Annotated in this window: 14 protein-coding genes; 8 read left to right on the top strand and 6 right to left on the bottom strand. The window is 61.6% G+C overall.

From position 1 onward, the window contains the following. Positions 1–16 precede the first annotated feature (16 nt). The gene (locus JNL55_RS32385) at positions 17–1,600 is read left to right on the top strand and encodes a DEAD/DEAH box helicase (RefSeq protein WP_293864448.1); all 1,584 of its coding nucleotides are present in this window, start codon (positions 17–19) and stop codon (positions 1,598–1,600) included. Between the two features lie 103 nt (positions 1,601–1,703). Here the strand turns inward: JNL55_RS32385 and JNL55_RS32390 are convergent, their stop codons facing one another. The 3 genes from JNL55_RS32390 to JNL55_RS32400 are packed head-to-tail and all read right to left on the bottom strand — an operon-like array spanning position 1,704 to position 5,091. Beyond that, a complete protein-coding gene (locus tag JNL55_RS32390) occupies positions 1,704–2,882 on the bottom strand; it encodes an ABC transporter permease (RefSeq protein WP_293864450.1) in 1,179 nt (392 codons plus the stop codon). After that, positions 2,882–3,610: an ATP-binding cassette domain-containing protein gene (locus JNL55_RS32395; protein WP_293864452.1), complete on the bottom strand. Its 729-nt coding sequence runs from the start codon at positions 3,608–3,610 to the stop codon at positions 2,882–2,884. Before JNL55_RS32395 ends, JNL55_RS32390 begins: the two co-directional genes overlap by 1 nt. Then, positions 3,607–5,091: an alpha/beta hydrolase gene (locus JNL55_RS32400; RefSeq protein ID WP_293864454.1), complete on the bottom strand. Its 1,485-nt coding sequence runs from the start codon at positions 5,089–5,091 to the stop codon at positions 3,607–3,609. The genes JNL55_RS32395 and JNL55_RS32400 overlap by 4 nt, the downstream gene beginning before the upstream one ends. Positions 5,092–5,223: 132 nt before the next feature. Between JNL55_RS32400 and JNL55_RS32405 the strand changes: the two genes are divergently transcribed. The 3 genes from JNL55_RS32405 (at position 5,224) to JNL55_RS32415 (ending at position 7,375) form a co-directional block, all read left to right on the top strand. Continuing rightward, positions 5,224–6,033 (top strand): class I SAM-dependent methyltransferase, encoded by an 810-nt coding sequence (locus tag JNL55_RS32405; RefSeq protein ID WP_293864456.1) that lies wholly within the window; start codon positions 5,224–5,226, stop codon positions 6,031–6,033. Positions 6,034–6,060: 27 nt separating this feature from the next. Further along, a complete protein-coding gene (locus JNL55_RS32410) occupies positions 6,061–6,867 on the top strand; it encodes a DUF3014 domain-containing protein (RefSeq protein ID WP_293864458.1) in 807 nt (268 codons plus the stop codon). Between the two features lie 151 nt (positions 6,868–7,018). Beyond that, complete coding sequence (locus JNL55_RS32415) at positions 7,019–7,375, top strand: hypothetical protein (protein WP_293864461.1); 357 nt, start codon at positions 7,019–7,021, stop codon at positions 7,373–7,375. 5 nt (positions 7,376–7,380) lie between these two features. On the opposite strand, the gene JNL55_RS32420 is transcribed toward JNL55_RS32415, so the two are convergent. Then, positions 7,381–8,541 carry a DUF3089 domain-containing protein gene (locus JNL55_RS32420; protein ID WP_293864464.1) on the bottom strand — a complete coding sequence of 387 codons (1,161 nt, stop codon included), beginning with the start codon at positions 8,539–8,541 and terminating at the stop codon, positions 7,381–7,383. Positions 8,542–8,804: 263 nt separating this feature from the next. Between JNL55_RS32420 and JNL55_RS32425 the strand changes: the two genes are divergently transcribed. After that, positions 8,805–9,752, top strand: coding sequence for a putative Ig domain-containing protein (locus JNL55_RS32425; protein ID WP_293864467.1), 948 nt, complete (start codon positions 8,805–8,807; stop codon positions 9,750–9,752). A gap of 4 nt (positions 9,753–9,756) precedes the next feature. Here the strand turns inward: JNL55_RS32425 and JNL55_RS32430 are convergent, their stop codons facing one another. After that, positions 9,757–10,620 carry an alpha/beta fold hydrolase gene (locus JNL55_RS32430; protein WP_293864470.1) on the bottom strand — a complete coding sequence of 288 codons (864 nt, stop codon included), beginning with the start codon at positions 10,618–10,620 and terminating at the stop codon, positions 9,757–9,759. 82 nt (positions 10,621–10,702) lie between these two features. Here JNL55_RS32430 and JNL55_RS32435 point away from each other — a divergent pair, with 82 nt between their 5' ends. Beyond that, positions 10,703–11,533, top strand: a complete 831-nt coding sequence (locus tag JNL55_RS32435; protein ID WP_293864473.1) for an SDR family oxidoreductase — start codon at positions 10,703–10,705, stop codon at positions 11,531–11,533. Between the two features lie 2 nt (positions 11,534–11,535). Continuing rightward, entirely contained in the window at positions 11,536–12,630 is a 1,095-nt protein-coding gene (locus JNL55_RS32440; RefSeq protein ID WP_293864476.1) for a glycerophosphodiester phosphodiesterase, read from the top strand. Here JNL55_RS32440 and JNL55_RS32445 read toward each other — a convergent pair. Continuing rightward, the gene (locus JNL55_RS32445; protein WP_293864479.1) at positions 12,599–13,429 is read right to left on the bottom strand and encodes an alpha/beta fold hydrolase; all 831 of its coding nucleotides are present in this window, start codon (positions 13,427–13,429) and stop codon (positions 12,599–12,601) included. The genes JNL55_RS32440 and JNL55_RS32445 overlap by 32 nt on opposite strands. Positions 13,430–13,627: 198 nt before the next feature. Here JNL55_RS32445 and JNL55_RS32450 point away from each other — a divergent pair. Continuing rightward, positions 13,628–15,208, top strand: a 1,581-nt coding sequence (locus JNL55_RS32450) for a PKD domain-containing protein (RefSeq protein WP_293864482.1), incomplete at its 3' end; no start/stop codon positions are given.

The following is a 15,208-nucleotide window of genomic DNA, read 5'->3' on the forward strand; positions in this document are numbered from 1 at the left end:
TTGAGGAAATGTTTCCATGCCTTTTACTGCTCTCGGGTTGATTCCCGAACTTACGCGCGCGCTCGCCGATCGTGGCTATGACGCGCCCACTCCCGTTCAAGCGCGAGTAATTCCTGAAATTCTGGCCGGTCGCGACGTGCTCGCCGGCTCGCAAACCGGTACGGGTAAAACCGCCGGCTTCACTTTGCCCTTGCTGCAACGTCTGCAGTCCGGCACGCCATCGAGATCGCCTCGCGTGCTGGTGCTCGTGCCGACGCGCGAACTCGCGGCGCAAGTGAATGAAAGCGTTGCCAGCTATGGCAAATATCTGCGCCATCGCAGCCTCACCATTTTCGGTGGTGTCAGCATCAATCCGCAGATCGAAGCGCTGCGTCGTGGTGCGGATATTTTGGTAGCGACACCGGGTCGCTTGCTGGATCACGCTCAACAACGCACCGTCGATTTGTCGCGCGTTGAAATCTTCGTGTTGGATGAAGCCGATCGCATGCTCGACATGGGCTTCATCGCCGACATCCGTCGCGTCATCAAGCTGCTGCCGCGTCAGCGGCAGAATCTGATGTTCTCGGCCACTTACTCGGATGACATCCGCAAGTTGGCGCAGGGTCTGTTACATGATCCCGTCGAGATCGAAGTCGCGCGGCGCAATGCTGCTGTCGATACGGTTGAGCAGCGCTCTTATTTCGTCGGCAAGGATCAGAAGCGAGCGTTGTTGTCGCACTTGATCCAGGACGGCGATTGGCAGCAGGTGTTGGTGTTCACGCGCACCAAGCACGGTGCCAACCGGCTCTGCAAACAATTGGAACAGGATGGCATCGAGGCGGCCGCCATTCATGGCAACAAGAGCCAGAATGCGCGCACGGCGGCGCTGTCTGACTTCAAGAACTTTCGTATTCGAGCCCTGGTGGCGACGGAAGTGGCTTCGCGCGGCTTGGATATCAAAGAGCTGCCGTATGTCGTGAACTATGAATTGCCCAATGTTCCCGAGGACTATGTGCACCGAATCGGTCGCACTGGCCGTGCGGGGGCGACCGGTATTGCCGTTTCTTTGGTGTCGTCGGATGAGAGCGGCTTGTTGAAGGACATCGAGAAGCTGCTGCGTAAGTCGATTCCTCGCGGTGAAGTACCTGTGTTCAAGGCGGCTCCGCCGCCGGCCCGTGATGATCGTCGCGAAGATTCGCGTGACCGCTCGTCACAACCGCGTCAGTCGCGAAGTGAGCTTCGCCCGGATCGAGGCAATGATCGCGGCCAGGGGCGTTCGCAGTCCGGTGATGGTCGTTCGCAAAGCCAACCCGGTTGGCCGTCTCAGCAAAACCAAGCTGGCGCTTCCGGCCAAGGCCGTAGCCGCCCTCGCAAACGCCGCGGTGGCGGTGGTGGTGGCCAGCCTGGTCAGCACTCGTCGTCTCAAGGTCAGGGCCAGGGTCATGGCCATGGCCAGCAAGGTCAGCAGCCTCGTCAGGCTCAGGGTCAACGTTCCTCGCGCCCTCAGGGTCAAGGGTACGGACAAGGCCAAGGCCAGGGACAAGGTCGTCCGCAGGGGCAGCGTGGGCCTTCGCGTGGCAATCGCGGGCCGTCTTCGTCGGATAGGAATCGGACGGTTTGATCGCGTAGATCGGCGGTAGCGGCTGGCGGTGCCGGGGAGACCTAGAGTGACCTCACTCCGCCAGCCACAAACCGAAACGACGCAGCCTCTTCTCCGACGCCCGTCATCCGAGAATCGCCTCTCTCTGATACAGCCGCACAGCCAAACCCACGAGCAGCGCACCGAGAGCCAGAGTCGTCCCAGCGCAAATCAAAATGTGCAACGGCGGGATAGCATCACCACGCATCAGACTGGTGGCGAGAAGATGCTGGCTCAAGCTGGGAACAGCCATCAAACCCGCGCTGGGTTTGGTCCCGCTGACAACAGCAAACATGATCGGCGCAATCGGCAACATCATCACCACCGACAACCACGACTGCGCCTCTCGATTGCTCCGGGTGAAGGAAGCGACGACAGTCATCAACCCCGCCCCCAGGGGCACAAAAGTAATCATCACCGCGAAGATCGCCAAGATAACGCGAGGGCCGAAGTTCGCAGACATCCCCAACGCTTCGAGTGGAATATAAAGAAGCACCACGCCAAACGTCGCCAACGTCAGCAACAACGACACTGACATAAACGCCGACGTCGCCAGCATCTTGCCGATGATCAACTGCGACCTCCGCACCGGCAAACCCAACAAAGGTTCGAGCGAGCCGCGCTCGCGTTCGCCGGCGGTGGTGTCGATGGCGAGATAGAAGCCACCCACCAACATGGACATGAAACAAAAGTAAGTCATCATGCCCAGGATCAACAGCGATCGCCCCGCGGGCGTGGCGACGTCCAAGGTGTTTACGCCGACCGGATCGATCACCTTCGGGTTGATCCCTCGCACCATCAAGCGGAGCGCCGCCAACTGATGACCGTACGCTCCCAACAGCACCCGCGCTCGATCCGCACTCGGTGACGTTCGGCTATTCGACGTATCGACCACCAAAGACAACGGCGCCGACTCGCCAGTCTGCAGAGCCTTGCCGTAGTCCTCGCCGATGAGCAGCACCAAATCCTGCTGGCCCGAGCGCACGGCATCCATGGCCTCATCGCTGGTGAGCTGCACGTCTTCGACCTTCACACCGTTCTCGCGGAGGAACTGCACCAGGTTCGGCGCGTGGTTCGCGCCGGCGATCGGCAGGTTGAGTGGCTTGTCCTGATTCTCCACCGCGCGCTTGGACACCATCGTGGTGGTGAGTCCGAAGATCACCGGGGCCAGCAGCACGCCAAAAAAGAACGCCGACATGATGACGCGGCGGTCGCGCAGGTTCTCGAGCACTTCCTTGCGGAACACGGTCCAGATGGCGCCCATCACGCCACCTCGCCTTGATCGGCGGCACGCACGAAGGCTTCTTCCAAGTCCGGAGCGCCGGTGGCTTGGAGAATCTCCGCAGGGGTACCGCGAACGATTACTCGGCCGTGCGAAATGATCACGATGTCGTCACACAATGCAGCGACTTCCTGCATCACGTGACTGGAGAACAGCACGCACCGCCCCGACTCGCGCAAGCCTCGAATCAACTCGCGCAACATGCGGACGGCGTTGACGTCGAGTCCGTTGGTCGGCTCGTCGAGGATGATGGTTTGTGGCTTGTGAATCAGCGCGCGCGCCAGACCGACTTTCAACCGCTCACCTTGTGAGTAACCTTTCGCGCGTCGTTCGGCGACGGCGCCGAGGGCGAGGCGTTCGATCAGCTCATCGATGGATCGATTGAGCTCGGCACCGCGCAGGCCATGCAGTTCGCCGTAGTAACGGATGTTCTCGCGACCGCTGAGATGCGCATACAGCCCGCTGGCATGAGGTAGCACACCGAGCGAGCGACGCACTTGCAGAGGATCGAGTGCGCAGTCGTGGCCGTCGATGAGGGCGCGACCTTCGTTCGCTCGAATCACCGTACTCAACACACGCAGCGTGGTCGACTTGCCGGCGCCGTTGTGGCCGAGCAGACCGGTGATGCGGCCATCGCCGGCCGAAAAAGAAACATCCTGCAACGCCTGCACTTTGCCGAAGCGCTTTTTCAACCCTTCGACTTGAATCATGGTGCCGGTGCCGAGCGGGACAGTAAGAAGGGCGCGGGGCCGACGGTTTTCAAACACTCGGCGTTGAGCGAGCTTACGTCGCCGGCTGCGATGAACTCAGCGACCACGCGAGGCATGCAGCCGACGGCGATCTGGCCATGTCCCTGGCCGTCGAGGACGAGATGCTTGGATTTAGCCAAGCCCGGCAGGATCTGCTCGCCATAGCGAGAAGGAGTGACTGGATCGTTGCCGCCCGAGAGCACCAGCGTCGGGATGGCGCTGGTCAAAGGCTTGCTGAAATCCTCATCCACTGGGCCGCGCGGCCACTGCGAACAAATGGTCCGCATCGCTGCCATGAAGGTCTCGCCGATATAGGTTTGGGCGAGTGCAGACTCCGAAATCGGTTTCTCATCCCAACGCGGCGCGTCTTCGCTACACACGACGGCGAAGTGCATGCCGTTGGCGATTTGAGTGTCCAGACTGCGCTTGATCATCAAGTATTGCGCGGCCAGTGCTTGCGGCTGGCCACTCTGGGCTTCGTGGATGAGCAGCGGCAGGGTCGAGACCGTCTCGTCGGAGTAACTCAGCAAGCGAACAGCGGCACTGAGTTCTTGCGCACCGAGTTGAGTTTGCGTCGGTTCGGCGCTCAGCGGATCGGGAACGGACAGCGCCACCGGTTTCGCTTGCACGCTGGCGCGCAACGTTGCGAACGTGCTGGCGATGTTCGGGAAAGCGCGTTGGCAATCCGAGTTGGACTCGCAGCGAGCGAAGGCGCTGTCGATGGCAGCTTGAGCATCGAGTGCGACGTCGGGTCCCAACGCCAACTGCGGCGGCACCACGCCGTCGAGAATCGCGACGCGAACTCGCTGCGGATAGCGGCGCATGTAGTGCTGTGCCACTCGCGTTCCATACGACACGCCGTATAGATCGAGCTTCTGAAAGCCGAGCGCCGCGCGCACATCATCGAGATCGCGGACGGCCACGCTCGTCGTGTAGTAGCGAGGATCGCCCGATAACTTGTCCAGACACGACTTGGTCAGCTCGCGCAGCTGCTGCGGATCGCTGAAGGTGATGTCGCTCTCGTCGGGGAAGGCGCAGTCGAGCCGGTTCGAGCGCCCCGTGCCGCGTTGATCGACGACCACGATGTTGCGATCCCGGCGAATGCGCGCCAACGCCGGCGAGATGGAAATATAGAAATCGCTGGCCGCCTGTCCGGGGCCGCCGCTCAACACGAACAGCGGATCGCCGGCCGGTTCGAGCCGCAATGATGGAATCACCGCGACGTGCAGTCGAACCTGCTTGCCGGAAGGTTGTTCACGATTCTCCGGCACTGCCAGCCAACCGCAACGTGCGGCCACACCGCCGCCGGCAATCTCGCTCTGCAGCCGGCAGTCTTGCAACGGTAGCGTGGCGCCTAAGGTGGCGGGGCTGCCGAATGCGCTGCAACAGGCCAGCGCGCCGACCACACTGCTGAGCACGGACCTCTGATGAATGGCCGACATCGGGTTCCTGACGGTCAAGATGCAAGCCGGCAATGGTAGTCGTCGGCGCCTCGGGCGGGAACCTGTGTGCGTGCGGGAGGGTCTGTTACATTCGCACGCCTCGATAACCAATCAAACCCGTGGAGTCACGTCATGCGTTCATCGTCGTTGCTCACCGCCGTCGCTGCCGCAGCCTGCATGCTGCCGCTGGCGAGCGCCTTCGCTAAGGACGAAGCCCTGGCCAAGGCCATTGCGTCCGAGCATCGTTCGCCGAATTTTGTCGAGCGCGATGCGGCCCGCAAGCCGCAGGCAGTGCTCGAGTTCATCGGCGTGAAGCCCAATCAGACGGTGGTCGAAATCGCTCCGGGTGGCGGCTACTGGACCGAAATCCTCGGCCCCTACTTGCATGACAAGGGCACTTATTACACGGCCATCACACCGCGTGCTGCCAGTGAGCGAGCGGCAACCGCTGCGGATACGTGGCAGAAAAAGCTCGATAGCGACAAGGCGCGCTACGGCAAGGTCAAGATCGGCGATTTCGGCGGCGGTAAATTCGAACCTGCGCCGGCGGGTTCGGCCGATGTGGTCGTGACCTTCCGCAACGTGCACAACTGGATGGGTCAGGGCACGGCCGAGCAAGCGTTCGCGTCGTTCTACAAGGCGCTCAAGCCGGGCGGCATCCTGGGTGTCGAAGAGCATCGTGCATCGAACGATCAGCCGCAGGATCCGAAAGCAGCCAGCGGTTATGTGCGTGAGGACTACACCATCGCGTTGGCCGAGAAGGCCGGCTTCAAGTTGCTGGCCAGCTCGCCGCTGCTCAACAATCCCAAGGACACCAAGGATTATCCGAAGGGCGTGTGGACCTTGCCGCCGACCTTGGCGTTGGGCGACCAGGATCGCGCCAAGTACACGGCCATCGGTGAGTCCGACAACTTTCTGCTGAAGTTCCAGAAGCCGCAATGAGCGTCGCTGCGAACTGAAGGAGACATGATGGAAGAAGACACCAAGAAATGGCTGTATTACGCGATCCCTGTGGTGGTCGCGGTTGGTATCGGCGCGGCGTTGTACTACGGCCGTTCGCAGCGGAAGGTGGAGCAACCGGTGCAAGCGCCGGTTGCGGTCACGCAGCCTGAAGTCACCACGCCGGTGACCGAGCCGCCGATTCGCAATCCCGTGGCCGAGACGCCGCCGACCAAGCCGTTACCGGGCTTGAACGACAGCGATCCGTCGCTGCAGGAATCGTTGAGCGGCTTGTTCGGAAGCGCGCTCGAGCCGTACTTGGTGCCGAAGAACATCATTCGTCATACCGTCGTCACCATCGACAATCTGCCGCGCAAGAAGACGGCCGTGCAGATGTGGCCGGTGAAACCCATCGGTGGCGAATTGCTCGCCACCGGCAATGGCGAAGAGCTCACGCTCGGTGCGGACAACTACGCGCGCTACGATCGCTTGATCAAGATCCTGCAGAGCGCCGATGCAGCGCAGATCGCTACGCTCTACAAGCAGTACTATCCGTTGTTCCAAGAAGCGTACGTGTCGCTGGGCTATCCGGACGGTTACTTCAACGACCGGCTGGTCGAGGTGATCGATCATCTGCTGGCGACGCCGGAGGTGAGCGGTCCGATCCTGCTGCGCCGGCCTAGCGTCAACTTCGAGTTCGCCGATGCGGAACTGGAAGCGCGTTCGACGGGCCAGAAATTATTGATCCGCATGGGCAGCGCCAACGCCGCCGTGGTGAAGGACAAGTTGCGCCAGCTGCGCAAAGCCGTCGCCAAGCAGGAGCCTGCGGCAGGTTGAGCGGATCCAGTAAGATGCGCATAGCTCTCGAACAAAAAAGACTTCTATGCGCCATCCTCTCGCTGCCTCGTTGACACTAGTAGCTGTGTTGACCACTGCGGGCTGCGGCAAGCAGCAGCCGCCCGCTCCGCCACCGCCTCCGTCACAGCCTGTGGCAACGGAGCTGGGGGCGACGACATCGGGCACTGAGGAGTTGGGGCAACCGGCCGATCCGCGCTTCATCGGCAAGATCTGGGTGTCCACCACGCCGGGTCACTCGCGCGGCTCGCTGCTGATCTTCTTGCCGGATCGTTCGCTGCTGATGGACTCGTGCTTCGAGACCTATCGCATCTCCAAGTGGGGCGCGGACGGCGAGCGCATCCGCTGGATCGAAGACGCCATTCCCATCGAGGCCACGCTGTCCATGCTCAGCGACGATGAGCTGACCTTGCAGCTGGTGGGGCAGGACAAGGTGCAGTCGTATGTGACTGCGACCGTGCCGTACGTCTGCCCCGACATGCCGCGTTAGTCCACCTACTGAGTGAATGTGGGGCGCGTGATCACGCGCTTCGGCGGATTGGCCAGGTATTGCGTCACGCGCAGCTCCACGTTCTTGCGCAAGTTCATTGCGAACAGGTGGTAATCGTAGATGTGGTAGTTGTCGCGGCCCATGGGGCGCGATGCGTAGTGCGCTGAGTTGATCTGCCGCACCAACAACATGCCGTTCACGCACTGTGCGTCGGCCACGCCGGGCTCGACGATGGGCTTGGCATCGATGAAGGCCTGCGGGAGCTCTTTCAGATCGGCCAGCGAACCGGCGAAATTGCCCGGATAACTGACGCCGCCCAAATTCAACGCGGCCTCGGCCGGAGCGCCGTCGGTCTTCCACGTCAGCGGATTCACGCAAATATTTTTGCTGGTGTCGGCGTATTGCTTGACCTCGGGACCCACTGCGTTCCACGACACCATGCAGCCGGTCTGCTCGGCCGACTCACACACCGGCACATCGGGCACCGCTTGCGCCAGTTCCTCGGCATCCAGATTGAAGCCGATGGGGTACGCGGCCACCAGGCGATTGCGCAAATGGCTACCAGTGATGCGTCGCTCGAGCAACCTTCGTAGATGTACTGAGCCCTGGCTGTGCGAGGCCAGCACGAAGGGTCGATCGCGGCTGTAGTTCTGTAAGAAGTAGTCGAACGCGCGCTCCACGTCGTTGTACGCGAGCTGTAGCGCAGAGGTGCCGCTGCCGGATTTGTCGACGAACGAGTAGATCGTCGCTTGTCGATAGCGCGGCGCGTAGATGCGGCAGCAGCCGTTGAACGCTGATGCCTGGCCACGCATAACAAATAGGTCAGTAAGTTGGTTGACGCGCGCATCGTCGATGCGCTGATTCCAGTTGTCGGTGCCGAAATACGTGGTCGGATGTACGAAGAACACGTCGACTGCAGCGTTGGCCTGTTCGTCCAGAACACCAATTGCGGGTAAGGCATCGGCTGAGTCCTCGCGCTCGGGCAGTGCGGCCCAGCTCGCGAGCTGCGAGTAATCGGGCGACGCGGGCGCGCTCGCGTTTCTGAAAGGCGCTGCAGGTTTTAGCTTATTGAAAGCCACCAGCATGCCGATTTCGTCGCGATACACGAACGCCGCCGCAGCAGCGAGCAGCGCGACGAGCAGCACGCTGACCAGTACTTTTTTCACGATTTGACTCCGCTGATTTTCTTTTCGGCTGCGACTGAGCGCATTCGCCGACAGTGTCTGAAGGTTACGACATTTTGCACAAGTCGAATTCTTTTCGTTAACTGCGCCCGCCCACAAACGACACTCCGTCACATCGTCAAGCTGCATGCAGACGATGACCGACCAGGACGAGTCAGGCCGAACGGTAGATCGTGAGGAGTGGGTGAGCGCTGTATCGCGTGCGTAGCGGTACAGCTCCCGTGTCATACCCGCGAGGATTGTCCATGCGCACTTCAACTCAGCGCACGCCCATGGTGGGCGTGTCCGCACTCTTTTTCGCACTCGTTTGCGCGCTCTCACTGTTGAGTAGTGTCGTTCATGCCGCGCCCACGATTACGGGCTCGCCGAAAACCACGTTCGGTACCAACTCGTGGTACAGCTTCTTACCGACCGCCAACGATCCTGCTGTGGCGAAGTCGACCTTGCGTTACTCCATCGTCAACAAGCCCAGCTGGGCGCTGTTCTCGGTGTATAGCGGTCGCCTCGAAGGCGCGACGCCCGCGACGCCGGGCACGTACTCGAACATTCGAATCACGGTGCGCAGCTCCACCGGCACGGCGACCTTGCCGGCCTTCTCGATTCAAGTGGTGCCGAAGACCACCACCAGCAGCGGTGGCAGCACCACCAATCGTGCGCCGACGGTGAGCGGCACGCCGGCGACGTCGGTCACTGCCGGCAGCGCTTACTCGTTCCGTCCCACGGGCACGGATCCCGAAGGCACCACGCTCACCTGGTCGATCACCAATCGTCCGACCTGGGCCACGTTCAGCACCACGACGGGTGCGCTCACGGGCACGCCGACGGCAGCGCAGGTGGGCTCTTACTCGGGCATCGTGATCACCGCGAGCGACGGCACCAATCGCACCTCGCTGGCTTCCTTCAACATCGCCGTCAATGCTGCCGGTAGCAGCACCGGTGCGGCCACGTTGAGCTGGACGCCGCCGACGCGTAACACCGATGGCAGCACGCTGACCAATCTCTCCGGGTATCGCATCTACTACGGCACCAGTGCGAGTAGCCTCACGCGCACGATTACGGTGAGCAATGCTGGCGTGACCAACTACGTCGTCAGCGACCTGACTGCTGCGACCTGGTACTTCTCGGTGCGCGCCTACACGTCCTCAGGCTCCGAGAGCCTGGCTTCGAACACCATCTCGAAGGTGGTGCGCTAATCGGTCAAGGTTTGCGGCGGGCCAGCCAGTCAACCATCGTGTTGCTGACTGTGTCCGCCGCGTCTTGTTGGACGAAGTGGCTGGCACCAGGGATGGTCATGATGGTCAGATCCTTCTCCACCCACTGCCAGGTGCCGTTGAGCGCCCCCGGTAGCAACGCCTGATCCTCCAGACCGTGGAACATCAACACCGGCGCCTGCACCTTGGGAAAGGTGAAGTCGGCCGGCGGTGGCGCATCCGGCTTGGGATAGTTGGCCTTGTAATAGTTGAGCATGGCTTCGACGTCGGACTGCTCGAACGCCTTTAGGTAGCGCTGGCGCGCCGCTGGGTCGGTCACCCATTGCGTCAGTCGTTCCAACGAGATCGCCTTGTGTGCGTCCGGCTTCTGAAAACCGAAGGCGTACTCGCTGTTCTGCTTCTGTAGCGGGTTGGTGGCAATCTCGCGCGCGATGCCGGCGGGATGCGGCAGATTGCAAATGATCAGCAGCTCGGTGACGTCAGGACGTCGCATGGCGACGTTCCACGCCACCGAACCGCCCCAGTCGTGGCCGACGATGACGGCACGCTCGAGCTTTTCCGCTTTGACCACCGCGGCGATATCGCCGACCAGCAGCGGCATGGCGTAGTTCTCCACGCCCTTGGGTTTCTCCGATAGGTTGTAGCCGCGCAGATCGACGGCGACCGCACGATACCCATTGTCCGCTAGCGCACGCATCTGCTTGCGCCACGAGTACCAGAAGTCCGGAAAGCCGTGGATCATCACGACCAGCGGTCCCTGACCTAGTGCCGCATAGTGGATCTTGACGCCCGTGGAGTCGGCATAGCGATGCTCGACCTGATCCCACACGTCCGTGCTGTCCTCGGCCATTGCGATTCCCCCTTCGCGTCCCGGTGTCGTCGGCCGACTATATAAGGCCTATGATGGCGCGTCGTCCAACCTGGAGGTCCGTATGTCTCTTCGCGGCAAGACTCTATTCATCTCGGGGGCCTCGCGAGGCATTGGACTGGCGATTGCGGTGCGGGCCGCCCAGGACGGCGCCAACATTGCGATTGCGGCCAAGAGCGATCAGCCCAACCCGAAATTACCCGGCACCATTCACACCGCGGCTGAAGCCATCGAAGCCGCCGGCGGCAAAGCGCTGCCCATGCAGGTCGACATTCGCGACGAGAACGCCGTCGCGGCGGCCGTGAAAAAAACCGCCGAGCACTTTGGCAGCGTCGACATTCTGGTGAACAACGCCAGCGCCATTTCGCTGGCCGGTACGCTCGAGACGCCGATGAAGCGCTTCGATCTGATGTTCGGCGTCAACGTGCGTGGCACCTACGTATGCTCGCAAGCTTGTCTGCCGTACTTGCAGGAGTCGGCCAAGGCCGGCCGCCATCCGCACATCCTGAATCTGTCGCCGCCGCTGAGCATGAAGCCGAAATGGTTCGCGCCGCACGTGGCGTACACCATGGCCAAGTACGGCATGAGCATGTGCGTGCTGGGCATGGCCGAAGAATTTCGTCGCGACGGCGTCGGCGTGAACGCGCTATGGCCGCGAACCATCATTGCGACCGCCGCTCTGAACATCATCGCTGCGGCCGATCCGAAGCGCGGTCGCAAGCCCGAGATCATGGCCGATGCAGCTCACGTCATCCTGACGCGAGATCCGCGCACGTGCACTGGCAACTTCTTCATCGACGATGAAGTGCTGGCCAGCGCCGGGGTCAAGGATCTGGATTCGTACGCGGTCAGCCCAGGCAACAAAGAGTTCGTGCCGGACTTTTTCGTCGACTGACGATGGCCGGTGTTCGCAGTCTGGGTTTCTTATGGGTGCTGGTGTTGACGATGAGCGGAACGGTCTCAGCACAATCGGCGAACAAAAAGTGGGCGACCTTGGATGGCGCGCCGCCGCTGGTAATCGCGCATCGAGGTGCGTCGGGTTATCGGCCCGAACACACGCTCGCGTCTTATCAGTTGGCCATCGAGTTCGGTGCCGATTACGTCGAGCCCGATCTGGTCGCGACGCGCGACGGTCATCTGGTCGCGCGTCATGAGCCGTTGCTCGATGACACCACCGATGTGAAATCGCGGCCGGAGTTCGCATCGCGGCTGAGCACCAAGAACCTGGATGGCAAACAAGTCACTGGTTTTTTCGCCAGTGATTTCACGCTCGCAGAGATTCGACAGCTGCGTGCCGTGCAGCCGAATCCAGCTCGTTCCAAAGAGTACGACGGCAAGTTCACCGTGCCGACGTTCGAAGAGATCCTGGATCTGGTGGCGCAGGAGTCGGCCAAGCGAGGCCGAAGCATCGGCATCTATCCGGAAACCAAACATCCGGCGTTTCATCTCGGCTTGCAATTGCCGTTGGAAGATCGACTGCTGGAGGTTTTGAATCGACGTGGCTTGAACAAGGTCGGCACACCGATCTTCATCCAGTCGTTCGAGAGCGCCAATCTGCAGTACCTGCGACCCAAGACCGAGTTGCCGATGGTGCAGCTGATGGAGGAAGGCTCACTCATCTACGACGAGAGCGGCAAGCGCGTGGTGAGCGTCTCAATTCCGAATCACGGCGATGCGCGCGGCGGCAAACGCCCGAGCAGTCTGGCCGACGTTGCTAAGTATGCGAATGCCATCGGCCCGTGGAAGCGGCAGATCCTTCGTGATGTTGGCCAGCCGACGCTGCTCACGACCACAGTGATCGAACAAGCACACGCTGCGGGACTCCGCGTGCACACTTATACATTTAGAAACGAGCCCGCCACGCTGGCGCCCGAGTATCACAACGATCCGCTGCAGGAATATCGGCGCTTTTTCGAGCTGGGCATCGACGGAGTGTTCTCCGACTTTGCCGATACCGCGCTCAAGGCACGAGCGGCGTGGGCGTCTCGCTGAGCTTGGGCCAATCGCGCACCCAGCAACACACATGATCGAACCCTGCGACGGTGCGTTGACGCGCCTGAGGATGACGTTCGAAGTATTTCGCAGTCGTAGCCGGCGGCACGATGGTGTCGTTCGCGCCGCGTAGATGTAACTCAGGCCACGAATGCTTCTTGTCGCTCAGCGCGGGATTGAGCGATTGTGACAAAGGCAGATAGTGGTGATGTGCCGTCCAGGCATCCGTATCCAGATTGGCCGCGATGGTCACGACCGAGGTGACATTGTCGAGTCGCTCCGCAATCAATACTGCGAGCGTGCCGCCGCCACTGTAGCCGACCAGAGCAACAGAGCTGGCGTCTGCTAGTCGCTGAGCTTCGCGCACCGTCGCCACCATGCTATTCACGACTGCTGACGAATAACGCGCGCCGGTCCAGAGTTCAGTCGTGCATTTGTCCGAGCGAAGTCCCTGATAACAAGGGCGCGGGATGTATGCAGCGGGCGCGTCGGAGCGAATCAACATTTCCAGCGCGAGCGGCCGATGGGTCGTGGGGTCGGCGCTCGGCTCGGTGCCGTTACGCCAGGGAATGCCGTCACTTTCCAGATAAACGGTCAGCACGCGGCCCCGGGCCTTGGCATGATCCTGTGCCGAGCCGCGTTTCATATAGATGCGGCTGGGAAACTCGCCGGCAGCAACATGAACGATGTCGAGGCCAGCGCCACGCGCACGCTCCTCGATCCGCTGCCCCGGCGAGGCGCAGCCGCTGATGATGACCGCCGCGACCAGCACGGCATTAAGGGCAATCCTTAGGTTCATGAGGCGCGATTGCGACCTGCGTCACAACGGAAGTCAACCTCCCGGCGGCACAGTGCGTCGGCCTCGGGCAGACCAAAGGTCCGTTGTCGCTACGCAAGGGTCGCTGATAAATAGGCCAGCACAGGGCTTTCTGGCCCGGTCGATAACTTGGCCGAGAACATGACCGACAACACAACGAATAGTCGTGGAGAGCTTGCGATGCACGGGACGACGCGCAGCCGAGTGGGGCGAAAGTGGGGATCCTGGCTGGGCGGCATCACGCTGCTGGCGATGGCTCCGCTGGCCCAAGCCATCCCGCCGAGCTTCAACGGCACCGTCAATGTGCCTTTGCCCGCGATCGGTCAGAACGTCATCGTGAATTTGCGCCAGGCCGGCGCGGTCACCGGCTCGGCGCCCATCCTCATCAATACCGGTCAGGGCAACGTGATTTTGAATGCGAACCCCGCGCTGACCAGCGGCTTGACCATCCAGCCCTTCGATCCTGTGGTCGGCAACGGCGCCACGGTCTGCGTGCGCATCACCAACGTCAACTACTCGACCACCATCGGCGGCGTGCTGACGGCGCAGCTGACAGCGACCAACGCACTCCAGGAAACCGGCGCCACCGGCTTTCCGGGCATCGTGCTGAACAACGCGGCCGGGCCGGGCATCGTGATCGAAGGCAATGCCGCTCAAGAAGCGACTTGCGAAGACCCCAATCAAGTGCCGGTCGTCAGTATCAACGGCGGCAATCGCACCGTGAGCGATACCGACGGCGTGGCCGGTGAGAACGTTGCGTTCAGCGCCAACGTCACCGATCCCGAAGGCGAGTTGGTCACCTATGCGTGGTACTTGAATAACGACGAGACGCCGGTCTCGACGTCGCCGGCGCCGACGATTCCTTTGCCGGACGGTACGACTCAAGTGCGACTGTTCGTTACCGATGCCAGCGGCGAGACCGGCAACAGTGAAGTCACAGTCACGGTCGGTAATGCAGCGGGTCCCACAGCAAATGCCGGCGGCGATCGCACGGTCGCCGATACTGACAACGAAGCGGGCGAAGACGTCATACTAGATGGCAGCCTGTCGACGGACGCGGACGGCGCCATCGCAACGTATCGCTGGACGCGCATCGTCGACGGCGAGACTCAGGAGCTACTCGGCACCAGCGGCTCGCCCACGTTGCAGGTACGCCTGCCTGACGGTGAGAACTTCATTCAGCTGGTGGTGACCGACAACGCCGGCTTGCAGAGCTCGGACAGCGTCATCATCACCGTCGCGGACGGTCCGCTCATCACGTCGCTTTCCGATATTCCCAACCTGACGCCGAATCAACGCCGCGTCGCCGTGGCTCTGGATCGTATCTGCAGTGACCTGCGTGACTTGTCGAGTAGCGAAGAGTCGCTGACCAATAATCAGCAGGAGCTGCTGGTTCGATGTAACGGTCTGCAGACCAATAACAGCACCGGCAATCAGGTAGCGGCGTTGGAAGAGTTGGTCGCCGACGACTTCGCGGTCGCTCGCACGCAGACCTTGCTGTTTGCTAACACTCAATACGCCAGCGTGATGGATCGATTGATGGCCTTGCGTGGTGGCGCCAAGGGTTTGAGCCTCGCGGGCTTGAACATCATCGTCGACGGCAAGATGGTGCCGTTGGCACAGCTACAGGAAATGGCGAAAGGCCTGCTCGGCGGCGGCGCCAGCGCGGATGAGCCTGGCGGCTTGCTCAGCGACAAGTGGGGCATGTGGGCGCGTGGCAATTTCAGCTTCGGCGAAAAGGATCGCAGCGCCAGTAGCCCG

The sequence above is a fragment of the Steroidobacter sp. genome (genome assembly GCF_016790065.1).
In the GTDB taxonomy this organism is placed as follows: Bacteria; Pseudomonadota; Gammaproteobacteria; order Steroidobacterales; family Steroidobacteraceae; genus Steroidobacter.